General features: G+C 64.1%; 18 protein-coding genes and 2 pseudogenes. 14 read left to right on the top strand and 6 right to left on the bottom strand.

The genetic code is table 11. The features are described 5' to 3' along the window. Positions 1–2: 2 nt before the first annotated feature. The 3 genes from ABM562_RS16510 to ABM562_RS16500 are packed head-to-tail and all read left to right on the top strand — an operon-like array spanning position 3 to position 3,916. Positions 3–1,442 carry an APC family permease gene (locus ABM562_RS16510; protein ID WP_115086694.1) on the top strand — a complete coding sequence of 480 codons (1,440 nt, stop codon included), beginning with the start codon at positions 3–5 and terminating at the stop codon, positions 1,440–1,442. Further along, a complete protein-coding gene (locus ABM562_RS16505; RefSeq protein ID WP_115086693.1) occupies positions 1,439–2,821 on the top strand; it encodes an aspartate aminotransferase family protein in 1,383 nt (460 codons plus the stop codon). The genes ABM562_RS16510 and ABM562_RS16505 overlap by 4 nt, the downstream gene beginning before the upstream one ends. Positions 2,822–2,875: 54 nt before the next feature. After that, entirely contained in the window at positions 2,876–3,916 is a 1,041-nt protein-coding gene (locus tag ABM562_RS16500) for an ABC transporter substrate-binding protein (RefSeq protein ID WP_258577826.1), read from the top strand. Between the two features lie 100 nt (positions 3,917–4,016). Here ABM562_RS16500 and ABM562_RS16495 read toward each other — a convergent pair. Continuing rightward, positions 4,017–4,933: pseudogene (locus ABM562_RS16495) on the bottom strand (LysR substrate-binding domain-containing protein); the annotation flags it as partial. A gap of 192 nt (positions 4,934–5,125) precedes the next feature. Here ABM562_RS16495 and ABM562_RS16490 point away from each other — a divergent pair. Then, positions 5,126–5,341: a hypothetical protein gene (locus ABM562_RS16490; RefSeq protein WP_134064644.1), complete on the top strand. Its 216-nt coding sequence runs from the start codon at positions 5,126–5,128 to the stop codon at positions 5,339–5,341. Here the strand turns inward: ABM562_RS16490 and ABM562_RS16485 are convergent. After that, positions 5,338–6,045 (bottom strand): MgtC/SapB family protein, encoded by a 708-nt coding sequence (locus tag ABM562_RS16485; RefSeq protein WP_038995292.1) that lies wholly within the window; start codon positions 6,043–6,045, stop codon positions 5,338–5,340. The genes ABM562_RS16490 and ABM562_RS16485 overlap by 4 nt on opposite strands. 463 nt (positions 6,046–6,508) lie before the next feature. Between ABM562_RS16485 and ABM562_RS16480 the strand changes: the two are divergent. From ABM562_RS16480 to ABM562_RS16450, 7 genes and pseudogenes are all read left to right on the top strand, one after another. After that, positions 6,509–8,656: pseudogene (locus tag ABM562_RS16480) on the top strand (FUSC family protein). Continuing rightward, positions 8,646–8,846, top strand: coding sequence for a DUF1656 domain-containing protein (locus ABM562_RS16475; protein WP_115086689.1), 201 nt, complete (start codon positions 8,646–8,648; stop codon positions 8,844–8,846). The pseudogene ABM562_RS16480 and the gene ABM562_RS16475 overlap by 11 nt, the downstream one beginning before the upstream one ends. Positions 8,847–8,849: 3 nt before the next feature. Continuing rightward, positions 8,850–9,791 (top strand): HlyD family secretion protein, encoded by a 942-nt coding sequence (locus ABM562_RS16470; protein ID WP_460422633.1) that lies wholly within the window; start codon positions 8,850–8,852, stop codon positions 9,789–9,791. Between the two features lie 54 nt (positions 9,792–9,845). Then, entirely contained in the window at positions 9,846–10,310 is a 465-nt protein-coding gene (locus ABM562_RS16465; protein ID WP_115086687.1) for a sterol desaturase family protein, read from the top strand. A 138-nt stretch (positions 10,311–10,448) separates the two neighbouring features. After that, entirely contained in the window at positions 10,449–10,925 is a 477-nt protein-coding gene (locus ABM562_RS16460; RefSeq protein WP_346616922.1) for a RidA family protein, read from the top strand. Further along, positions 10,922–11,839, top strand: coding sequence for a pyridoxal-phosphate dependent enzyme (locus ABM562_RS16455; RefSeq protein ID WP_115086685.1), 918 nt, complete (start codon positions 10,922–10,924; stop codon positions 11,837–11,839). The genes ABM562_RS16460 and ABM562_RS16455 overlap by 4 nt, the downstream gene beginning before the upstream one ends. After that, positions 11,840–12,667, top strand: coding sequence for an AraC family transcriptional regulator (locus ABM562_RS16450; RefSeq protein ID WP_166675737.1), 828 nt, complete (start codon positions 11,840–11,842; stop codon positions 12,665–12,667). Positions 12,668–12,676: 9 nt separating this feature from the next. Here the strand turns inward: ABM562_RS16450 and ABM562_RS16445 are convergent, their stop codons facing one another. Beyond that, on the bottom strand, positions 12,677–13,588 hold the full coding sequence (locus ABM562_RS16445) for a bile acid:sodium symporter family protein (protein WP_134064653.1): 912 nt from the start codon (positions 13,586–13,588) through the stop codon (positions 12,677–12,679). Between the two features lie 127 nt (positions 13,589–13,715). On the opposite strand from ABM562_RS16445, the gene ABM562_RS16440 reads away from it, so the two are divergent. The 3 genes from ABM562_RS16440 (at position 13,716) to ABM562_RS16430 (ending at position 17,438) form a co-directional block, all read left to right on the top strand. Further along, on the top strand, positions 13,716–14,597 hold the full coding sequence (locus ABM562_RS16440; protein ID WP_115086682.1) for a Dyp-type peroxidase: 882 nt from the start codon (positions 13,716–13,718) through the stop codon (positions 14,595–14,597). A 25-nt stretch (positions 14,598–14,622) separates the two neighbouring features. After that, positions 14,623–15,372 (top strand): carbon-nitrogen hydrolase family protein, encoded by a 750-nt coding sequence (locus tag ABM562_RS16435; protein ID WP_166675738.1) that lies wholly within the window; start codon positions 14,623–14,625, stop codon positions 15,370–15,372. Between the two features lie 164 nt (positions 15,373–15,536). Then, positions 15,537–17,438, top strand: a complete 1,902-nt coding sequence (locus ABM562_RS16430) for a potassium transporter Kup (protein WP_115086680.1) — start codon at positions 15,537–15,539, stop codon at positions 17,436–17,438. 8 nt (positions 17,439–17,446) lie between these two features. On the opposite strand, the gene ABM562_RS16425 is transcribed toward ABM562_RS16430, so the two are convergent. The 3 genes from ABM562_RS16425 to pdxR all read right to left on the bottom strand — a co-directional run bounded on the left by ABM562_RS16425 (position 17,447) and on the right by pdxR (position 21,400). Then, positions 17,447–18,703, bottom strand: coding sequence for an MFS transporter (locus ABM562_RS16425; protein WP_346616924.1), 1,257 nt, complete (start codon positions 18,701–18,703; stop codon positions 17,447–17,449). A gap of 30 nt (positions 18,704–18,733) precedes the next feature. Then, positions 18,734–19,798 carry a TIM barrel protein gene (locus tag ABM562_RS16420; RefSeq protein ID WP_115086678.1) on the bottom strand — a complete coding sequence of 355 codons (1,065 nt, stop codon included), beginning with the start codon at positions 19,796–19,798 and terminating at the stop codon, positions 18,734–18,736. 105 nt (positions 19,799–19,903) lie between these two features. Beyond that, on the bottom strand, positions 19,904–21,400 hold the full coding sequence (pdxR, locus tag ABM562_RS16415; RefSeq protein WP_115086677.1) for a MocR-like pyridoxine biosynthesis transcription factor PdxR: 1,497 nt from the start codon (positions 21,398–21,400) through the stop codon (positions 19,904–19,906). Between the last annotated feature and the right edge of the window lie 62 nt (positions 21,401–21,462).

Here is a 21,462-nt window from a genome sequence, read left to right as displayed (position 1 = left end):
CGATGAACAGCAATGCAAGCGTGCAAACCGGCGCCCTGGCGCCGCCTGCAAGTCGCAAGAAACTCGGCCTCACTGCGCTGTTGGCGGTGGCCATCGGCCTGGTGGTGTCCCAGGGCGTGATGGTGCTGATGCTGCAGGGCGTCGGCATCGCCGGCCTGGGCTTTATCGTGCCCCTGGGCCTGGCCTACCTGCTGGCCCTGAGTTACGCCTGTTCGTTCTCGGAACTGGCGCTGATGATCCCCCGCGCCGGCAGCCTGAGCACCTACACCGAGGTCGCCATCGGCCAGTTCCCGGCGATCCTCGCGACCTTTTCCGGCTACATCGTGGTGGCGATGTTCGCGCTGTCGGCCGAACTGTTGCTGATGGAGTTCATCATCGACAAGGTCTACCCGCACTCGATGCCGCCGTTGACCGTGGCCTTGGCGGTACTGGCGCTGTTCACGGTGCTCAACCTGTTCAACATCGACATCTTCGCCCGCCTGCAAACGGTGCTGGCGGTGGTGATGACCGTGGTGTTGCTGGTGATGGGCCTGAGCGCGATGAACAGCGATATTGTCGCGCCCAACCCGGCGCTGTTCGACAGTGCCCACTGGAACCCGTTGGGCCTGGGGGTGATTGCCCTGACGGCGATGGCGGTGTGGGGTTTTGTCGGCGCCGAGTTCGTCTGCCCGCTGGTAGAAGAAACCCGCCGTCCGGAGCGCAACATCCCGGGCTCGATGATGCTCGGCCTGACCATCATCTTCGTGATCATCAGCCTGTACGGGCTGGGCGCCTTGCTCACCGTGCCGCAGGCGGAACTGGCCAGTAACGGCCTGCCACATTACCTGTTCGCCACCACCGTTTTCGGTGAGGCCGGCAAGGTGTTCCTGGTCACCGCCGCGATTACCGCCACCTGCAGCACCCTCAACAGCTCGCTGGCCGCCATCCCGCGCATGCTCTTCGGCATGGCGCGCAACGGCCAGGCCTTCGGCATCTTCAAGCGTCAGGGCAAGCGCACCGGCGCGCCGTGGGTGGCGGTGCTGTTCATCGCTGCGGTCACCGGCCTGCCGTTGCTGCTGATGCACGACCATGCCGATGCGATCAACCAGCTGCTGCTGTCCGCCGCCCTGGCCTGGTTGCTGGCGTACATCATCACCCATGTCAACGTCATTGCCCTGCGCCGGCGTTATCCGCAGGTGGCGCGGCCGTTCCGTACGCCGTTCTACCCGTTGCCGCAGCTGTTCGGCATCGCCGGCATGCTGTTTGCGATCTGGAACGTCTCGCCCAGCCCGGACATGACCTTTTCGATTTTTGCCTACGCCGGCCTGGTGCTGCTGATCGTCTCGATCATCGCCGTGCTGTGGATCAAGGGCGTGATGGGCAAGCCGCTGTTCAAGCCCGAGCCGCTGGAAAGCGTGCTGGGCACTCAAAACGATAAAAACCCGCAAGGAGACTCGCAATGACCGCTCAAGTGAAACCTGTCCGTAGCACCGGCGATTACCAGGCAGCGGATGCCGCGCACCACATTCATGCCTTCCTCGACCAGAAAGCGCTGAACGCCGAAGGCCCGCGGGTGATCGTCCGTGGCGAAGGCCTGGCCTTGTGGGACAACGACGGCAAGCGCTACCTGGACGGCATGTCGGGGCTGTGGTGCACCAACCTCGGCTATGGCCGCAAGGACCTGGCCGCGGCTGCCAGCCAGCAGCTTGAGCAGCTGCCGTACTACAACATGTTCTTCCACACCACCCACCCGGCGGTGGTCGAGCTGTCCGAGCTGCTGTTCAGCCTGTTGCCCGCGCACTACAGCCACGCGATCTACACCAACTCCGGCTCCGAAGCCAACGAGGTGCTGATCCGTACCGTGCGCCGCTACTGGCAGATCCTCGGCAAGCCGCAGAAGAAGATCATGATCGGCCGCTGGAACGGCTACCACGGCTCGACCCTGGGCGCCACGGCGCTGGGCGGGATGAAATTCATGCACGACATGGGCGGGGTGATCCCCGATGTCGCGCACATCGACGAGCCGTACTGGTTCGCCCACGAAGGCGACCTGACCCCGGCCGAGTTCGGCCTGCGCGCGGCGCGCCAGCTGGAAGAAAAGATCCTCGAACTTGGCGCCGAGAACGTTGCTGCTTTCGTTGCCGAACCATTCCAGGGCGCTGGCGGCATGATCTTCCCGCCAGAAAGCTACTGGCCGGAAATCCAGCGTATCTGCCGCCAGTACGACGTGCTGCTGTGCGCTGATGAAGTGATCGGAGGCTTTGGCCGTACCGGCGAGTGGTTCGCCCACCAGCACTTCGGTTTCGAGCCCGACACCCTGTCGATCGCCAAGGGCCTGACCAGCGGCTACATCCCCATGGGCGGCCTGATCCTGTCCAAACGCATGGCGCAAGTGCTGGTGGAGCAGGGCGGGGTGTTCGCCCACGGCCTGACCTATTCCGGCCACCCGGTGGCGGCGGCGGTGGCGATTGCCAACCTCAAGGCCTTGCGCGACGAAGGCATCGTCAGCCGGGTCAAGCACGAGACCGGCCCGTACCTGCAGCGCTGCCTGCGCGAAGTGTTCGGCAACCATCCGTTGATTGGCGAGGTGCAGGGCACCGGCCTGGTTGCCGCCTTGCAGTTCGCCGAAGACAAGGCCAGCCGCAAGCGTTTTGCCAACGAGAACGACATGGCCTGGCGTTGCCGCACCCTCGGCTTTGAAGAAGGCCTGATCATCCGCTCGACCCTGGGCCGAATGATCATGGCCCCGGCCCTGGTGGCCAGCCACGCCGACATCGATGAACTGGTCGACAAGACCCGTACCGCCGTAGACCGTACCGCCCGCGAATTCGGTCGCCTGTAAGCCCAAAAGCGGCCGGCGCGCGCGGGCGTGCCGGCCTATTAGAGGAACCGCTTCATGTCCAGATCCTTGCGTTGCTGTGTTCCCTTTGCCCTGGTTTTGCTGTGCAGCGCGGTGTCGGCTGCGCCGCAGAACCTCACTGTCATCTCCTTTGGCGGTGCCACCAAGCAGGCCCAGGACAAGGCCTACTTCCAACCTTTCAACGCCAGCGGCGCAGGACGCGTGGTTGCCGGCGAGTACAACGGTGAACTGTCGAAAATCAAGGCCATGGTCGATGTTGGCCATACCAGTTGGGACGTGGTCGAAGTCGAAAGCCCGGAGCTGCTGCGCGGCTGTGACGAGGGCCTGTTCGAGCGCCTCGATCCGGCGCGCTTCGGCGACCCGGCGCAGTTCGTCCCGGGCACCCTCAGCGAGTGCGGGGTGGCCACCTATGTGTGGTCGATGGTCATGGCGTATGACAACGGCAAGCTGGCCAGGGCGCCGAGTTCCTGGGCGGACTTCTGGAACGTCGCCGACTTCCCCGGCAAGCGCGGCTTGCGCAAGGGCGCCAAGTACACCCTGGAAATCGCCTTGCTCGCCGACGGCGTCAAACCCGAGCAGTTGTATGAAGTACTGGGCACCGCCGAGGGCGTCAGCCGCGCCTTTGCCAAGCTGGACCAGATCAAGGGCAATATCCAGTGGTGGGAGGCCGGCGCACAACCGGCGCAGTGGCTGATCGCCGGAGACGTGGTCATGAGCGCGGCCTACAACGGCCGGATTGCCTCGGCGCAGAAGGAGGGCATGAAGCTCAGCATCGTCTGGCCGCAGAGCCTGTACGATCCGGAATACTGGGCGGTGGTCAAGGGCACGCCGAACAAGGCCCTGGCCGAGGACTTCATCGCCTTTGCCAGCCAGCCACAGACCCAGAAGGTGTTCTCCGAGCAGATCCCCTACGGGCCGGTACACCGCGAGGCGTTGAAGCTGCTGCCGGCGACTGTCCAGCAGCAGTTGCCGACCGCTGAAGCCAACCTGGCCGGTGCGCGGGCGGTGGATGCCGGGTTCTGGGTGGACCATGGCGAGGAGCTGGAGCAGCGCTTTAACGCCTGGGCTGCGCGCTGAGGCTGATTGGCAAGGCTTTGCCTTGCATCGCCGGCAAAGCCAGCTCCCACAGGTCAGGTGTACACCGATCCCTTGTGGGAGCCCGCGTTGCCGGCGATGAGTGCTTCAGTTCAGCCAGGCGGCAAACTGCTCCTTGCAGTAATCGACAAACAGCTGCGCAGGCTTGGTCAGCTGCGCACGCTTGAGCCAGCCGGCCACCAGTGCCGATCCGGTGACATCCTCGGCAATCTCCACACAGACCACTTCCTGGCCGTCATAGGTGCTGTGGCCATGGGGCTTGGTCACCAGCAGGGCAAAGCCAAAGCCCTGACCCACCATGCCGCGCACCATCTCGATCGATGGCGAGCTGAAGACGATGTTCGGGCTCAGTTGCAGCTCTTCGAAAATACTCACGAAATACGTCCGGCTCGGCTGCACATCCAGCAGGATCATCGGCTCCAGGGCCAGGTCACGGATCGACACCTGGGCCTGTCCGGCAAAGCGATGGCCGGCCGGCACCAGCGCATAGGGGCGCTGCGGTGCGGTCAGGGCTTCGGTCTCGATGGTGCTGTCGAGGTCGTGTTCGTAGAAGATCGCCAGGTCAAAACGCCCACCCGTCAGGCCTTGCACCAGTTCCTGCTGCTCGCCGTCCTGCAGGCGGATCTCCACGCCCGGAAAGCGCTCGCGAAAGCCGGCGATCAGGCGCGGCAGGTAGAGCGGGGCGACGGTTTCGAAGCAGCCGATGTCGATTTGGCCGCAGACCACGTCGTTGTCGGCCAGGGCGTTCTGCTCGAACTCGCGGGCCATGCGCAGCAGCTCCTGGGCCTTGCGGTAAAAACGCGCGCCACCGGGTGTCAGCGACACGCCCTGGGCGTGATGGCGGATGAACAGCTGTACGCCGAAGCTGTCTTCCAGGCCTTTGATCGCCGTGGAAATCGACGGCTGGGCAATGTACAGCTTGCGCGATGCCTCGGCGACGCTGCCGCATTCTACGGTGGTGACGAAATACTTCAGTTGTCGCAAGGTATAGGACGCCACAGTGCACCTCTGGCTGATTATTTTGCTACACGATACCCCTTGAGCGGCTGGGTGCTGCAGCGGATTTTGCTGGCCATTGAGCATATTTTCGCGGGTGTACCGTTGATCGCCTGGACGGCACGACGGGCCAGTGCCAAGCCTCGAAACTGTACGGCGCGCATTTGCTTGCGCCGCTTTTGCGAGGTAGTTGTCATGAGTCAGCCACGTCCCGAAGATGATCCGCTCTGGAAAGATCCGCTTAACAACCCGCAACGTGAACATGATCCGGTCACCGACCCGAATGTTCCCGGCGAGCCGCAGCGGCGCGACCAGCCCCAGGACATCGAGCGCCTGCCCGATGCTCCGGACCAGGATGGCCGCTTGCCCGAGCCGGATCAGCCCACGCCGCTGTCGGACGAACGCCGTTAGTCCGCCGTCAGCTCCTGCACTTGCCAGCGCACCGAGCTGACGCCTTTCTCCAGGCTCACCCGGCTGACCAGGCGTTCCAGCTGGGTGGGTGCATCGGGGCTGCCCATCAGCTCGGCGCGCACTTCCAGCTTGGCCGGGTTGGCCAGGTCTTCGCTGTGCAACGACTGCAGGCGCAGGCCGTCGTTGCCGAAGCTGTGCAGCATCAGGCTGCGCACCTGGATCTCGTCCTCGGCACGGCAGGTAATACGCACTTCGAAACGTTGCTCGGCCTCGTTGGCCGGCAGCACGTCCTGATGATTCAGGCGCTGGGCGATGTCGCGCAGCAGGATGTTGGCGCACAGCACCACGCAGCTGCCCAGCGCCGCCTCCAGCAGCAGCCCCAGGCTGCACAGCACGCCGATGGCGGCGGTGCACCAGAGGGTGGCGGCGGTGTTCAGGCCGCGCACGTTTAGGCCATCGCGCATGATCACGCCGCCGCCGAGAAAGCCGATGCCCGAGACCACATAGGCAGCGACGCGCGAGGCGTCGGTCGCGGCCATGCCCGGCACCGCCTGGGTCATCAGCACGAACAGGCAGGCGCCGGTGCTGACCAGGGCGTTGGTGCGCAGGCCGGTCAGGCGCTGGCGCAGTTGACGTTCGGCGCCGATCAGCGCCCCGAGTACCAGCGCGACGGTGACGCGCAGCAGAAATACTTTCCAATCCATAGCAAACCTCGAATCCACGGCAATACGCCGCTTTGGCACCGAACCCCGGGGGTGATGCACGTGAATAAAGAGAATGCGCAGGGCCACGAACCTTCATCACCATTGAAGGTGCAAGGTGTGCGGGAGGGAGAATGAGGATTTGTCATCCACAAGGGATGCGAATCGCCACTAACCGCCGTGTTCGGCGTGCCAGTGGCAGAAGGAACCTGCTGAACTAGCGCGCCGTGTGGACCTGTCGCAATCGACTAGAGCTACTGTCCAATGCAGGACTCCTGTGTAGGCATGCAAAAATGCGGGCGAGAAACTAACTCTCGGGCAGCGCAGGGTCAAGGTTAAATGCATGACAATTTTTGCATCCGCAGCGGATCGTTCCAGATATGCAACGCTGAGGGTCATCTCGTTGTCTTTCCCTGATGGGCTTCAATAGCTACTGTTTCCCTCAAAGGACTTTCGAGAGACCTGTGTGCAACCTTTGATCAATTACTGGCGACTGGTGCTGCACCCAGGCGCAGACACCTTGCGCTTCGCCCTGCGGACCATCGTCGCCTGCCTGTTGACCCTGTACCTGGCGTTCATCTTTGACCTGGACCAACCCAAGTGGTCGATCATGGCGGTGTTCATCGTCAGTCAGCCCCTGGGCGGCATGACCTTGCAGCGCAGCTTCGCCCAGGTGGTCGGCACTACCCTGGGGGCGGCGGTGGCGGTGCTGATCATGGCGTTGTTCCCGCAGGCGCCGTTGCCGTTCATCATTACCCTGGCGCTGTGGCTGGCCCTGTGTACCGCCGGCGGCACCTTGCTGCGCTACACCAGTTCGCATGCCTTCGTGCTCAGCGGTTTTACCGCCGTAGTGGTCGCGATGCTGGCGATCCCGGAACAGGACAACACCCTGATGCTGGCGATTACCCGGGTCACTGAAACCCTGCTGGCAGTGGCCTGCGTATGTGCGGTCAGCCTGCTCAGTGCGCGGCCGCAGGCGGTGGCCAGCGGGTACTTTGCCAAGGTCGACAACCTGATCAAACTCATGGCCAGCCATGCCGCGGCGGCGATTCGCGGCGAAGAGAGCGCTGCCGAGTTCAGCCAGCGGCAGATGCAGATCCTCGGCGAGATCAGCGCCCTGGAAGGCTTGCGTCGGCACCTGTACTTCGACGCGCCGCATTTGCGCGGGGCCAATGGCCTGGTGCAACTGCTGGGCAACCAACTGGTGCTGCTCAGCTCGCGGCTGACGGTGCTGCGTAACCAGAAGCTGATGATCGCCGAGCGCTGGCAAGGCGATTACCCGCAATTCATCAGCCGCCTGCTGGCCGATGAGCTGGCCTTCCTTGACCTGCTGGCGCAACAGGGCCGGGCCTTGCCAGCGGAGGCCCGCGAGCACTTCAGTGCCTTGCAGCGGCGCTTCGACCAGGCCGCGCTGCAAGCCGAGCAACTGCAAAGCGACCTGCCAACCCCGCTGCGCTCGCTGGCCTGGGCCTTGCGCTGGGAGCAGGCGCGCCTGCTTGAACAGCTGGGCGAAATGCTCGAGCTCAGCGATGCCATCCAGGAAGGCCGGCCCGGAGACTGCCTGTACCGCCAAGGGCGCACCAATCCCTTGCACCTGGACTGGCGTCTGGCGGCAATGAACGCCAGCCGCGCCTTTATAGCCCTGGTCGCTGCCGGGCTGATCTGGATAGAGACCGCCTGGGACGGTGCCCGCGCCGGAATGATCCTGGTGGGGATTCTGTGCTCGCTGATGGCGACCTTTCCGCGCCCGCTGATGGCCGCGCAGAACTATGCCCGCGGCCTGGGGTTGGCCTTGGTGGTGTCGGCGCTGTACCAGTTCTGGCTGATCCCCCAGGTAGTCGACTTCGAAATGCTCGCACTGCTGTTGTTGCCTTTGCTGTATGTGGTGGCGGTGGGGTTGTCGGGGCCGATGACCGCAGGGATCGGCATGGGCCTGGGGCTGTCGAGCTTTTTGCTGTTCGGCCCGCAGAACATCGGCGCCTGGCAAAACACCGCCATCCAGTGGTTCGAGTTCGCTGGCGCGTATGTCTGTGGCGCGGCGCTGTCGCTGATGGTGTATGCCTGGATTTTCCCGTTTAACCCACAATTACGCATCGAGCGCCTGTTTCGCGAAACCCGTGAACAGGTGCATGCCTTGCTCAAGGGCCCGGCGTCGGATTAACGCCAGTTCGCCTTTGAAAGCCGCATGGTCGACCGCCTGACCCTGATTATCGGCCTGCTGCCGGCGACCCGTGACGAACGCTCGCGGGCACTGTTCGAGGTCAACCTGGGTTGCATGGCCCTGGGCGTTGCCATGCGCCAGTTGCAGGAGCAGGGCAGGGCCAACCCGTTGCTGCCAGAGGCATTGCGCGTGCAGCTTGAGCAGGTGCTGCGCAATGCCGGCCGATACATCGCCGGGCGCACCTCGGTGGTACTGCCGAGCTTGCTGCAGACCCTGCAGGCGCTGGGTGAAAGCCTCGACAACCTGCACGGCGAACAGCTGCAGGCGCCTGCCGAGCAGCTACGCTCGCTGTTCCGTATCCGTGTCGCCTTGCTGGTGATTGCCGGCTTCTTGCGCCACTACAGCCCCTATCTTGAACCTGCTGCAGAAGGAGCCCCGGCCCTTGCCCATTGATTTCGAGATTGGCGGCGTCTACCTGCCGCCGATTGCCCAGGCCTTGTTGCTGGCGGTGCCGCTGTTGATTGCCGTGCTTTGGCTGCTGCAAAAGCTGGGGGTCATGCAGCGGGTCTGGCATCCGGCCCTGTTTGAAGGCGCGCTGTACGCCTGCCTGTGCGCGTTGATCATCCTGTACATGGGGAGCTGAACCTTGAACGAACGTGTAGCCCAGGTCTCGACCCTGGTTGTGGTGGTGCTGGCGCTGGTGCTCGGCTGGTTTGCCTGGGAGCATTACACCCGTGCGCCGTGGACCCGCGATGCGCGGGTGCGCGCCGATGTAGTGACGCTGTCGGCAGATGTCGCCGGGCGCATCGTCAGCCTCAAGGTGGCGGACAACCAGCACGTGGACAAGGGCGAGCTGCTGCTGGAGATCGACCCCGAACGTTACGCCCTGGCGGTCGAGCATGCGCGCCGCGCCATCGAGGTGGCGCAGGCCAGCGAAGGCCTGGCCCAGGCTGCGATCATCTCCAGCCTGGCCCTGCTCAAGCAGCGCCAGAGCGAAGAGCAACGGCGGCGTACCTTGAAGCAGGGCTTTGCCATCTCCGGTGAAGAATGGGAGAAATCCAGCACCGACGTTGCCGTGGCCCAGGCCGAATTGATGCGCGGCCAGGCCAACCTGAGCCTGGCAACGGCAAACGTGCAACTGGCCAGCGCCGCCTTGACCCAGGCCGAGCTGGACCTGCAACGCACGCGGATCTACGCGCCGGTCAGCGGATATGTGACCAATCTGCTGACCCGTCAGGGGGATTACGCCACTGCCGGCGGGCCGCTGCTGGCGCTGGTCGATAGCGGCTCGTTCCATATCAGCGGTTATTTCGAGGAAACCAAGCTGCCGCGCATTCACCCCGGCAGCAAGGTGGATATCGCCCTGATGAGCGGCGAACGCTTCCAGGGCACGGTGCAGAGCATCGCCTATGCCATTACCGACCGCGAAAACGCCCCCGGCAACCGCCTGCTGGCCAATATCAACCCCAGTTACACCTGGGTAAAACTGGCCCAGCGCATCCCGGTGCGCATCGAGATCGACCCGGACTATGCCGGCAAGGCCAACCTGCGTGCCGGTACCACGGCCACGGTGACGGTGCGCGAATAGGGCCGAGGTGGTAGGCTTTGTGGCGTTTCTGCCCAGCCACGCGAACCTCGAAGCATGATCCTCAACCTCGCTGTATTTCTCTGCACCCTGACGGCCATGGAGGGCATCGGCTACCTGGCGCATCGTTACATCATGCACGGCTGGGGCTGGTTCCTGCATCGCTCGCACCATGAGCCGCACCTGGGGGCGCTGGAAACCAACGATGTCTACCTGCTGGCCTTGGCCCTGATCGCCTTGGCCCTGGTGGCGCTGGGCCGGGCCGGGCATGCGCCGTTGCAGTGGGTGGGTGCGGGAGTGGCGGCGTTCGGGGTGATCTACGTGATCGTCCATGACGGCATCGTCCACCGGCACTGGCCGTTCCGGCCACGGCCGCGCAACCGCTACCTCAAGCGTCTGTACCGCGCGCATATGCTGCACCATGCGTTGAAGGGGCGGGACAACAACGTGTCGTTCGGCTTTCTCTACGCGCCGCCGTTGCGCAGGTTGAAGCAGCAGCTGCGGGCGCGGCAGCGCGGCTGAGATTTTCGCCGGCAAGGCCGGCTCCCACAGGGGATCTGTGCACGCCGGACCTGCCAGCGATCGAGCGCAATTTCATACAAGATTCCCACAGCCCAGTAGCAGTAGGCTGGCCAGGTTCCCTTCTCAAGGCCACCTGCCATGTCCGTATCCCCTCATCAGCGCCTCGAACAACTGGGCATCATCCTCACGCCGCCCAGCCCACCGGCCGCCGCCTATCTGCCCTGGGTGCAGAGCGGCAATCTGTTGTTCATCTCCGGCCATATCGCCAAGCACAACGGTGCCCCCTGGGTCGGCCAGCTCGGCCGCGAACTGGACACCGCCACCGGGCACATGGCCGCGCGCAGGGTCGGCCTCGACTTGCTCGGCACCTTGCTTGCGGCCACGGGTGACTTGAACCGCATCGCCAAAGTGGTCAAGCTGCTGTGCCTGGTCAACAGCAGCAGTGAGTACACCGAACAGCACCTGGTCGCCAACGGCTGCTCGGAACTGTTCGAAGAAGTCTTCGGCGAGCGTGGCAAGCATGCCCGTAGCGCTTTCGGTGCCAGCCAGATCCCGCTGGGCGCCTGTGTCGAAATAGAACTGATCGTTGAATTGACCAGTGGAGAAACCTTATGAGCCTGCACATCGAAACCCCGCTGGTGGCGTCACGCCCGTTGAGCCTGGCCAGTGGCCTGGACATCTGGCTCAAGCTCGACGCGCTGCAGCCGTCCGGTTCGTTCAAGCTGCGCGGCATCGGGGCCGCCTGTGAAGCCTATGCCAGGCAGGGCAAGCGCCGTTTCGTCTCCTCGTCTGGCGGCAATGCCGGGATTGCCGTGGCCGTTGCCGGGCGCATTCTGGGCCTGCCGGTAACCGTGGTGGTGCCAGAGACCACCACCGAGCGGGCCAAGCAGCTGATCCGTCAGGAACAGGCCGAGGTAATCGTGCATGGCAAGGCCTGGCACGAGGCCAACGCCCTGGCGCTGTCGCTGATGGGCGAGGACGACGCCTATATCCATCCCTTCGATGACCCGCTGCTGTGGCAGGGCCACGCGACCATGATCGATGAAGTCGCCGCCACGGGTTTCAAGCCTGATGCGGTGGTGGTCGCGGTCGGTGGCGGTGGTTTGTTGTCCGGGGTTTGCGAAGGCTTGGCGCGCAATGGCTGGGGCCAGGTGCCGGTATTCGCCGTCGAGACCGCCGGCGCCGCGTCGCTGGCAGCTTCCATGGCGAAAAAGCAGTTGGTGGCGCTGGACGGCGTCAACACCGTGGCTACTTCGCTGGCGGCCAAACAGGTGTGCCAGCGGGCCTTCGAGTGGAGTCAGCAGCGGCCGGTGTACAGCCATGTGGTCAGTGATCAGGCAGCGCTGGATGCCTGCGAGCAGTTCCTGCTGGACCAGCGCATCCTGGTTGAGCCCGCCTGTGGTGCGGCTTTGGCCCTGGCTTACGCACCAACGGCCGAACTCAAGCGCCACCAGAAAGTGCTGGTGATCGTATGTGGTGGCGTGACCGCAACCCTCGACCAGATCCGCCAATGGCGGGCGGCCTGCTAGTTGGATAGCGTCGTCCATCAGGCCCCCGGGCATCCAGGCGTGCGCCTGATCGATGCCCGCTACCAGCAATTTGCCTTTCCCCGGCATTTTCACCTGGAGTACCACATCGGCCTGATCGTCACCGGCCAGCAGCGCTACGCCGCCGGTGGCACGCGCCAGCTGGCCGGAGCCGGGGACATCCTGCTGATGGCCCCGGAGCATGTGCACGACGGTGCCAGTGCCGATGACCAGGGCTACGGCATCCGCATCCTGACCCTCGACCCGGCCTGGCTGGCCGAGGTGAGTCGCGATCTGAGCGACGGCCGACAAGGTTTGCCCAACCTCAATGCCCTGCAGCTGCGCCATCCGCAGTTGCAGCAGTTGCTCGATGGCCTGCACCGGCAACGCGACCCGCTGGCGTTCCAGAGCCAATTGTGGGAAACCCTGGCGCTGTTGCTCGGGCTGGGCTCGACCCTCAAGGTCAGCGAACACGGGCAGGGCTTCGATCCGCTGCTTTGGCGGCAACTGCGCGAATGGCTGGAGTCGCGCCTGGACCTGCCGCCAAGCCTGGAAGAGATGGCCGCTTTCGCCGACCTCAGCCCCTGGCAGTTGCTGCGCCGCTTTCGCAACCATTGCGGCCTGCCACCGCAGCAATGGCTGACCCAACTGCGCCTGGAACGGGCCTTGCCCAGGGTGCTGGCCGGCCAGCCGTTAAGTGCCATCGCCCTGGACCTGGGCTTCTACGATCAGGCCCATTTCAGCCGCTTGTTCCGCCGAACCTATGGCGCGCCACCCCGCGGCCTGGCGCAGGGCAAAGGCGTCGGCAGGCTGGCGCGCGCTGAAGGGTAGGCGTCGCGGTCAATCGCGAGTCAAGTCGGGGCGCTGCTGCGCCGCTCCTGCCGTCAGGGGCTCATGCCCGCGGCTCACCCACCAGCCAAACCCAGCCGCGGTAAAGAACATGATCAAACTGTAAATCGCCGCCGGTATCGCCATGGTCGAGTTGTTCAGCAGGGTTGGGCTCAGCGCCAGGGCAATCGCCAAGGTGCCGTTGTGAATGCCGATCTCCATGCCGATGGCAATCGCCTGACGTTTGGGGATTTTCAGCAGGCGCGGCAGCCAGTAGCCGATGCTCAGGCTCAACAGGTTGAACAACAGCGCGGCGCCGCCTACCACCGGGGCATAGTCGACGACGGTCTGCCAGTCCTTGACCATCGCCAGGACAATCGTAAATACCAGAAACAGTGCGGCAATGATTTTCATCGGCCGCTCCATGCGCGTTGCAAATCCCGGCGCCAGATAGCGAATCAGCATCCCCAGGGCCACCGGCACCAGGACGATGGCAAACACCTGCAGCACCTTGGCGAACTGCAACGGGATGGCCTGGTCGGCGGCCATGAAGTAGGCCAGCGACAGGTTGACCAGCAGCGGCATGGTCAGGATCGCGATCAGCGAGTTGACCGCCGTCAGGGTCACGTTCAAGGCCACATCGCCATGGGCCAGGTGGCTGAACAGGTTGGCGGTGGTGCCACCCGGCGAGGCCGCCAGCAGCATCAGCCCGACCGCCAGCGCAGGCGCCAGGCCAAAGCCGTTGGCGATCAGGAAGCAGATAAACGGCAGCAGCAGGATCTGGCAGGCCAGGCCAATCAGCACGGGCCTGGGGAACTTCACCACCCGGGCAAAATCGGCCAGGGTCAGGGTCAGCCCCAGACCGAGCATGATGAAGCCCAGGGCAATGGGCAGGAAGGCACTGAGCAAGGGTGATGCAGTCATGGCGCAGACTCTTAAAAGGGGCGATGTACGCCAGTGTAGGAAAGGATTTCAATATCCATTACTTATCTTGCGGTTTATGCCCAGCAGACAGTAGCATCGCCGCTTTTACCCCAGGACCCGATTCCCGATGCAGTTTCAGCCAGGCATTCTCGCCGCCCCCGTTCCCGCCCAGGCCCGCCACCTGTTTTTCACCTTGCACTCGCCAGCTGCGCTGCCGGGCGTGCTCGATGCGCTGCTGCAACAGGTCGATGGCAGCCGTGTGGTGGCCGGTTTCGGTGCGCCGCTGGTGCAGGCCCTGGGCCGCAGCATCGACGGCCTGCGCGAGTTCCCACGCCTGACTGCGGCGGTCGACAACCCCTGCACCCAGCACGATCTGTGGCTGTGGCTGCGCGGTGAAGACCGCGGCGACCTGTGGCTGCTCAGCCAGGAGCTGGAGCAACTGCTGGCACCGGCCTTCACCCTGGCCGAGGCCACCGATGCCTTCCGCCACAAGACCGGCCATGACCTGACCGGCTACGAAGATGGCACCGAGAACCCGGTGGAAGACGCCGCCATCGAAGCGGCGATCCTTTCCAGCGATGTGCCGGGCCTGAACGGCTCGAGCTTCGCCGCCTTCCAGCTGTGGCGCCACGACCTGAATTGTTTCAAGGCTTTGCCGCAGGCCGAGCAGGACGACATCATCGGCCGGCGCAAGGCCGACAACGAAGAACTCGACGACGCGCCGGAATCGGCCCACGTCAAGCGCACCGCCCAGGAAAGCTTCGCGCCTGAGGCCTTTATCGTCCGTCGCTCGATGCCCTGGGCAGACGAGCGCGGCGCCGGCCTGGCCTTCCTCGCCTTCGGTCATTCCTTCGACGCCTTCGAAGTACAGCTGCGGCGCATGAGCGGCCTGGAAGACGGCGTGGTCGACGCCCTGTACCGCTTCAGCCGGCCGCTCACCGGCGGCTACTACTGGTGCCCGCCACTGGGCGCCCACGGGCTTGACCTGAGCGCCGTGCTCACGGGTTGAACAGCCCCTCCTTAAGGATGAAAGCATGACAATGACTGTCGCTTGCGCTCAAACCGTTGCCATTGCCCGGGACATTACCGGCAATGTGCAGCGTCATCTGCAGATGATGCAGTTGGCCGCTGAACAGGGCGTGCAGTTTCTGCTGTTCCCGGAACTGTCGCTGACCGGCTATGAACTTGACGCCGCGCCCGACCTGGCCCTGAGCTCGGACGATCCGCGCCTGGACCCGTTGCGCGAACTTGCCCGTAAACAGGCGATGTACAGCGTGGTCGGTGCACCGGTGCGCGTGCCCGGCAGTGGTCAGGTGTTGCTGGCGGCACTGATCTTTCGCCCCGACGGCAGTGTTGGCTTGTACAGCAAGCAGTATCTGCACCCCGGTGAAGACCTGGTGTTCACCCCGGGCAGCGGTGGCGATCTGCTGCCGCTCGGGGGCCAGCGGCTGGCGTTGGCCATCTGCGCCGATGCCATGCAACCCAGCCACCCGGCCCATGCCGCCAGGCTCGGTGCAGATGTCTATGCAGCGGGGATGCTGATTTCCCACAGGGGCATCGTTGCCGAGAGCCAGCAGATGGCCGGTTATGCCGTCGAACATCAGATGATGGTGATGCTGGCCAACCATGGCGGTGAAACCGGTGGCTGGCAGGCGGCGGGGCAGAGTGCGATCTGGGGCAGGGAGGGTGCGTTGATCGGCAAGGCGCAGGGGGCAGGGGAGTGTCTGGTGATTGCTCGGCAGGACGATGGCGGCGCGTGGGCCGGGACGGTGATCGGGCTGTAGATCGATCGCGGGGCAAGCCCGCTCCCACAGTAGATAGGTGTACGTCAGACCTGTGGGGGCCAGTCCAGCCAGCCGACAAATGTAAAAAAATTTTACGGACTTTTTACGAAGACGCGTTACGCAGAAAGGGATACTGCCCGTGCATTTCTTCGAGACGTCCTACCGTGAGCCAAGCCGCAACTTCCGCAAGCGCCCATCCCCCCGTAAAAACCTCGTCACTGAGCCTGTTGATCGCCGCTGCCGGCGTGGTCTATGGCGATATCGGTACCAGCCCGTTGTACACCCTCAAGGAGGTCTTCGCCGGCCATTACGGCGTACAGGCCAACCATGACGGCGTGCTCGGCATTCTGTCGCTGGTGTTCTGGTCGCTGATCTGGGTTGTCACCATCAAGTACGTGCTGTTTGTGCTGCGCGCCGACAACCAGGGCGAAGGCGGCATCATGGCCCTGACGGCCCTGGCCCGGCGTGCGGCGGCGCCGTATCCGCGCTTGAGCCGGGTGCTGGTGCTGCTCGGGCTGTTCGGTGCTGCGCTGTTCTATGGCGACAGCATGATCACTCCGGCGATTTCGGTGCTGTCGGCGGTAGAGGGGCTGCAACTGGCCTTTGACGGCATCGACCACTGGGTCGTGCCCCTGGCGGTGGTGGTGCTGGTGGCGCTGTTTCTGATCCAGAAGCATGGCACCGCACGCATCGGTATCATTTTCGGCCCTGTCATGGTGTTGTGGTTCAGCGTGCTCGGTGCGCTGGGTATCTATGGCATCGTCCAGCGTCCGGAAGTGCTGCTGGCGATGAACCCGGCCTGGGCGGTGAACTTCTTTATCGTGCACCCGGGCATCGGCGTGGCGATTCTCGGTGCAGTGGTGCTGGCCCTGACGGGCGCCGAGGCGCTGTATGCCGACATGGGCCATTTTGGCCGCAAGCCCATCGCCCGCGCCTGGATCCTGCTGGTGCTGCCGGGCCTGGTGCTCAACTATTTCGGCCAGGGTGCGCTGATCCTCGGCAACCCCGAGGCGGTGCGCAACCCGTTCTACCTGCTGGCCCCGGACTGGGCGCTGCTGCCGATGATCGCCCTGGCCACCCTGGCGACCATCATTGCTTCCCAGGCGGTGATCTCCGGTGCGTTCTCGCTCACCCGCCAGGCCATTCAACTGGGTTATGTGCCGCGCATGTTTATCCAGCACACCTCCAGCCAGGAGCAGGGGCAGATCTACATCGGTACGGTGAACTGGGCGCTTATGGTCGGTGTGGTGCTGCTGGTGATCGGCTTCGAGTCGTCCGGCGCACTGGCGGCGGCCTATGGTGTGGCGGTGACCGGCACCATGCTGATTACCACCTTGCTGTCCTCGGCGGTGGTCTTGTTGCTGTGGAAGGCGCCGCGCTGGCTGGCGGTGCCGTTGTTGCTGGGCTTTTTGCTGGTCGACAGCCTGTACTTTGCCGCCAACGCGCCGAAAATCTTCCAGGGTGGTGCCTTCCCGGTGATCGCCGGCATTGTCTTGTTCATCCTCATGACCACCTGGAAACGCGGGCGCAAGATCATCGTCGAGCGCCTCGACGAGTCGGCCTTGCCGCTGCCGCTGTTCATCAGCAGCCTGGCCGCACAGCCGCCGCACCGGGTGCAGGGCACTGCGGTGTTCCTCACCGCCCGTGCCGACGCCGTGCCCCATGCGCTGTTGCATAACCTTCTGCACAACCAGGTGTTGCACGAGCGGGTGGTGCTGCTCACCGTGGTGTCCCAGGATCGCCCACGGGTGCCAGTGGCCCAGCGTTTTGAAGTACAGGCATTTGGTGAGGGCTTCTACCGGGTCAACCTCAACTTCGGCTTTATCGAAGAACCCGACGTACCGGCGGCGCTGCAGCTGTGCCACCTCAAGGACCTGGATTTCAGCCCGATGGCCACCACCTACTTCCTTAGCCGCGAGACGGTGATCCCGACCAAGCGCATCGGTATGGCGCGCTGGCGCGAGGCGCTGTTCGCGTTCCTGCTCAAGAACGCCAACAGCAACCTCAAGTACTTCAACCTGCCGCTGAACCGGGTGATCGAGCTGGGCACCCAGGTCGAGATGTAACCCGGGCCCTAGGCGGTGGCCGCTGCCGTCAGCGGCGCAGCCTTGCGCACCAGGCGCTGCAGGCGGCTGGCGATGGCAAAGCCGATCAGCGCCAGCAGCATCATGGCGATGAACACGTAGTTGTAGCCTTGCTGGCCGGGGAAGTGGTCAAGGATTGCGCCGTAGCCGACGTAGGCGAACATCCCCGGTGCATAGCCGATCAGGCAGCCGATGCCAAACGCAGAACCGGTGATGTGCGGGGCAATCCCGACTTCGCCCATCGGCGCCCAGAACACCCCGCGCATGGAAAACACGATGAAGGCGAACGACAGCGTCGCGGCCATGCCGGCATAGATGAAGCCCGGGCTCTTGGGCACCAGGAGAATGATCGCCATCATCGGCAGCAACGCCAGAAACGCCCACTTCAGGTAGCGGCTGGGGCTTTTGAAGTGTTTGTCGGCGATGAAACCGCCCGCCGGCCCGCCGAGAATTTTCAGCATGTACTGGTTGATGATGCCGTAGGCGCCGACCAGGGCCACCGGCAGGCCGTAGACTTCCTTCAGGTAGGGGATGAAGTAGGTCAAACCGCAGTAGACGATGTAGACCATGAACACGTTGAAGCTGACCAGCCAGATCGCCGGCACCTTGATTGCCTCCATAAGGTTGGCCAGCGGGTTCTTGGCGCCGGTCTGGGCCTGCGCCGGATTGCCTTTGAGCAAGAACCAGGTCAGCACCCCGGCGGCGATGTCGATCAGCGCGTAGAACAGGATCGCCGCTTTCAGGCCGTGTTCGCCGCTGCCCAGGGCAATGAACACGCCCAGCGCGGAAAACGCCACCAGGGTGTCGACCACGCCGCGCCCGCCTTCGAGCAGGCCGAACATGCGCCCTTGTTCCTGGTCGTTGCCCAGGCCGCGAATGGCTTTGAGCAGCGCCGGCCAGTAGATGCAGTCGGCGCACACCGCCAGCAGGCAGAACACCAGCATCAGGCTGCTGAACGGCGGGAAGGTGGCCAGGTACAGGCCCAGGGCGCCGGTACCGATCAGGCCCAGGGGGATCAGCTTGCGGGTGTCGTAGCGGTCAGCCAGCATGCCGCCGACCACGAACAGGCCGGTGGCGATGATGGCGTTGGCGCTGAGCAGCAAGCCGATCTGGGTGTGCGAGAGGCCCATGAACTCCTGCATGGGTACGTAGAACGCGTCCTTGAGGTTGGCCAGCTTGTAGACGGTGCCGCCACCCAGGATCAGTATCAGGAACTTGAACCATTTGGCCTTGTTGTGCGCAGTCATTGTTATTCTCCAGGCGTAGTGGGGTAGGGCTCAAAGGCTGGCAGGGCTGGCCAGGGTCAGCTCGGCGAGGGTGCGCAGCTCGGCCAGCAAGGTCTTCACGTAGCTGACCTGGTTGTTGGCCCAGCGTTGTTCGCCGGCCAGCATCTGCTCGAGGGTCAAGCCGGCTGGCAGGGGCGTGTCGCTCATTTCCCGGTAGGCAATGAACGGATCGGCCGGCTCGTTGTGTTGACGGAAGGCCGGGGCGAGGTAGTGGTTTTCCTGTTCTAGGATGAAGGCGATCACTTGGGGCTGCTGCTCACCGAGCATCAGCAACTCGAACAGCATGCGTGCGCCGGGCAGCTCGTCCTCGGCGCTGCCTTGCAGTACCCCGCAGTGGCCAAAGCCCTGGTCTTCGGCCACCACCCGCACGCCCTTGAGGTGGCTCTGGCGAATATGCGGGGCGAGGTTGTGCAGGGCCTGCAGTGGTTGTTCGCAGGCGTTGATCATGTTGCCGAAATCGAACAGGGCATTGAGCCGTGGATGGTTGGCCTGGCGCAGCAACTGGGCGATCTCGTCGCTCTTGAGCTCCTCATGCTGCTCGAAATCAAAATTCAGGTCGTGGGCATCGGCCAGCCGGGCCAGGTACAGCAGGTCGCCACCGATCTGGTCCATGACCTGTGACAGCAGGCCTTCATAACGTGAGTACACGCGAATGTTGCGGCTGCCGATGACCTTGGCCACGGCCACCACCGCATCGACGTCGGCCTTGCGCGTGCTGCTGATTTCCAGGTGCACATCCAGTTGCAGGGCCCGGGCCTTTTCAGCAAAGGCGCACAATTGCGTCGTGTTCATTTGCCCCAGGCTGTTGTGCTCACCGTCGAGCATGTGCAGGCTCAGGCCGGCCAGTTCATGGCGGTAGGCGAAGTCGAGCAGGTCGAACGGGGTGACGCGCCCGTGGGTGAGGTTGGTCAGCAGCGGGTAGGCGTGGGCAAACAGCCGCGCCTGGTCGAGGCGCTCGAGCAGGCGGCTGGCCAGCTCGCGGGTCAGCAGTGGCGCCTGGGCACCCTGGGCATTGTGGTTCAGTAACGTAGCGAAGCGTTCTTGTAATGTGTTCATTCGAGTCGTTCCTGGTGCGGACACCGGTTCTACCGGCGCGTTCTTTATCGCGCCGCGGAGCAACACTCGATAGATCCATTACCAATCAATTGATAAGGCCACTGCTCAGACCTGGTGGCCAATCGCCCTGAGGGCCTGCACCAGCGCCTCGACCTTGGCTTCGGCCTGATCCTGGGGCGTGCCGGCAAAGCCGAGCAAGAGCGCCGGTGGCAAGTAGCGCGTGAGGCAGTAGTCACTCAAGGCGTAGGTATGCACGCCATGCCCGGCCAACTGCCGGGCCAGTGCCTGGTCATCCAGCTGCGGCGGGAGCCAGGCAATCAGGTGCATGCCGGCTTCGACCGGGGCAACCTGCAAAAAGCCGCCCAGGCGCCGTTGCAACACCTCCAGCAAGCACTGCTGGCGGGCCTGGTACAACGTCCGCATGCGACGGATATGGCCAATGAAGTGGCCTTCACTCATGAAATCGGCGGTCACTGCCTGCAACAGGGTCGGCGGGCTGCGGTCGAGCACCGCGCGCAAGGTGCAGAACGGTTCGACCAGTGCCGGGGGCAGAATCACGTAACCCAGGCGCAGGGAAGGGAACAGCACCTTGCTGAAGGTGCCGACGTAGATCACCCGGTCGCCTCGGTCCATGGCGTACAGCGCCGGCAATTGCCGGCCGCGGTAGCGCAGTTCGCTGTCGCAGTCGTCTTCGATAATCCAGCTGCCACTGGCCGCCGCCCAGTCAATCAGTTCCAGGCGCCGGTTGTGGCTGAGGGTCATACCCAGCGGGTGTTGCCGTGACGGGGTGGTGAACACCAGGCGCGCCTCGGGGCATTCGCCAATGGCGTGTTGCACATCGAGGCCCTGATCGTCGATGGGGACGGGCACCACCCGGCAGCCATGGGCCTGAAAGGCGATACGCGCGGCGATATGACCAGGGTCTTCCATCCATACCGGCTCGTCCGGGTTGAGCAGCAGCATCGCCAGCAGGTTGAAGGCCTGCTGCGCGCCGGAGACGATCACCACTTGCTCGGCGTTGCAGTCGATGCCGCGGGCGTCGAACACGTACTCGGCAATCGCCTGGCGCAGCGTCTGCAGGCCTTGCAACTCGCCGTAACCGAGCATGGCCTTGCTCGGCTTTTGCCCGTGGCGGTTGAGCAGGCGCTTCCACAATGCCTGGGGAAAGGCTTCGAAAGCGCCATGACTGGGCAGGAACGAGGTCGGTGCTTGATCGCCGCAGTGGGCGTAGGACACCCCGCGAAAATGATCGCTGCGCAGCGACAGCATCGTCCGGCTCAAGTCCGAGAGCTTGGGCGCGGCCGCTGCTGGCGGCTCGGCGCCGGCGCTGCGCTGCCACTCGTCACTGACATAGGTGCCAGCGCCGGTGCGCGAGACCAGAAAGCCTTCGGCAATCAACTGGTCGAAGGCATTGAGCAGGGTGATGCGCGATAGTTGCAGCTCCTGGCTCAGGGTGCGCGTCGAGGGCAAGCGAATGCCGCCCTGCAGGCGACCGGTAAGAATCTGCTTGCGAATCTGCAGGTACAGCTGGCGGTAGAGCGGGGTGCTGCTGTCACGGTCCAGCTCAATACCTGCAAACAGCAAACCGGCGGGGGACTTCATCGAGCTCTCGCAGACACTAAGAAGGGCCTGGACATGCTACGAGAAAGCCCGCCAGGCGGCCA

The organism is Pseudomonas sp. ZL2 (assembly GCF_054788455.1).
Note: the sequence above shows the minus strand (reverse complement) of the source record. Positions and strands in the feature narration are given on the sequence as shown.

Excerpts from the sequence above, each read along its gene's own strand:
- ABM562_RS16510 (WP_115086694.1), top strand. The coding sequence starts at position 3 with ATGAACAGCAATGCAAGCGTGCAAACCGGCGCCCTGGCGCCGCCTGCA.
- ABM562_RS16505 (WP_115086693.1), top strand. The coding sequence starts at position 1,439 with ATGACCGCTCAAGTGAAACCTGTCCGTAGCACCGGCGATTACCAGGCA.
- ABM562_RS16500 (WP_258577826.1), top strand. The coding sequence starts at position 2,876 with ATGTCCAGATCCTTGCGTTGCTGTGTTCCCTTTGCCCTGGTTTTGCTG.
- ABM562_RS16490 (WP_134064644.1), top strand. The coding sequence starts at position 5,126 with ATGAGTCAGCCACGTCCCGAAGATGATCCGCTCTGGAAAGATCCGCTT.
- ABM562_RS16485 (WP_038995292.1), bottom strand. The coding sequence starts at position 6,045 with ATGGATTGGAAAGTATTTCTGCTGCGCGTCACCGTCGCGCTGGTACTC.
- ABM562_RS16465 (WP_115086687.1), top strand. The coding sequence starts at position 9,846 with ATGATCCTCAACCTCGCTGTATTTCTCTGCACCCTGACGGCCATGGAG.
- ABM562_RS16460 (WP_346616922.1), top strand. The coding sequence starts at position 10,449 with ATGTCCGTATCCCCTCATCAGCGCCTCGAACAACTGGGCATCATCCTC.
- ABM562_RS16455 (WP_115086685.1), top strand. The coding sequence starts at position 10,922 with ATGAGCCTGCACATCGAAACCCCGCTGGTGGCGTCACGCCCGTTGAGC.
- ABM562_RS16445 (WP_134064653.1), bottom strand. The coding sequence starts at position 13,588 with ATGACTGCATCACCCTTGCTCAGTGCCTTCCTGCCCATTGCCCTGGGC.
- ABM562_RS16440 (WP_115086682.1), top strand. The coding sequence starts at position 13,716 with ATGCAGTTTCAGCCAGGCATTCTCGCCGCCCCCGTTCCCGCCCAGGCC.
- ABM562_RS16435 (WP_166675738.1), top strand. The coding sequence starts at position 14,623 with ATGACAATGACTGTCGCTTGCGCTCAAACCGTTGCCATTGCCCGGGAC.
- ABM562_RS16425 (WP_346616924.1), bottom strand. The coding sequence starts at position 18,703 with ATGACTGCGCACAACAAGGCCAAATGGTTCAAGTTCCTGATACTGATC.
- ABM562_RS16420 (WP_115086678.1), bottom strand. The coding sequence starts at position 19,798 with ATGAACACATTACAAGAACGCTTCGCTACGTTACTGAACCACAATGCC.
- pdxR (WP_115086677.1), bottom strand. The coding sequence starts at position 21,400 with ATGAAGTCCCCCGCCGGTTTGCTGTTTGCAGGTATTGAGCTGGACCGT.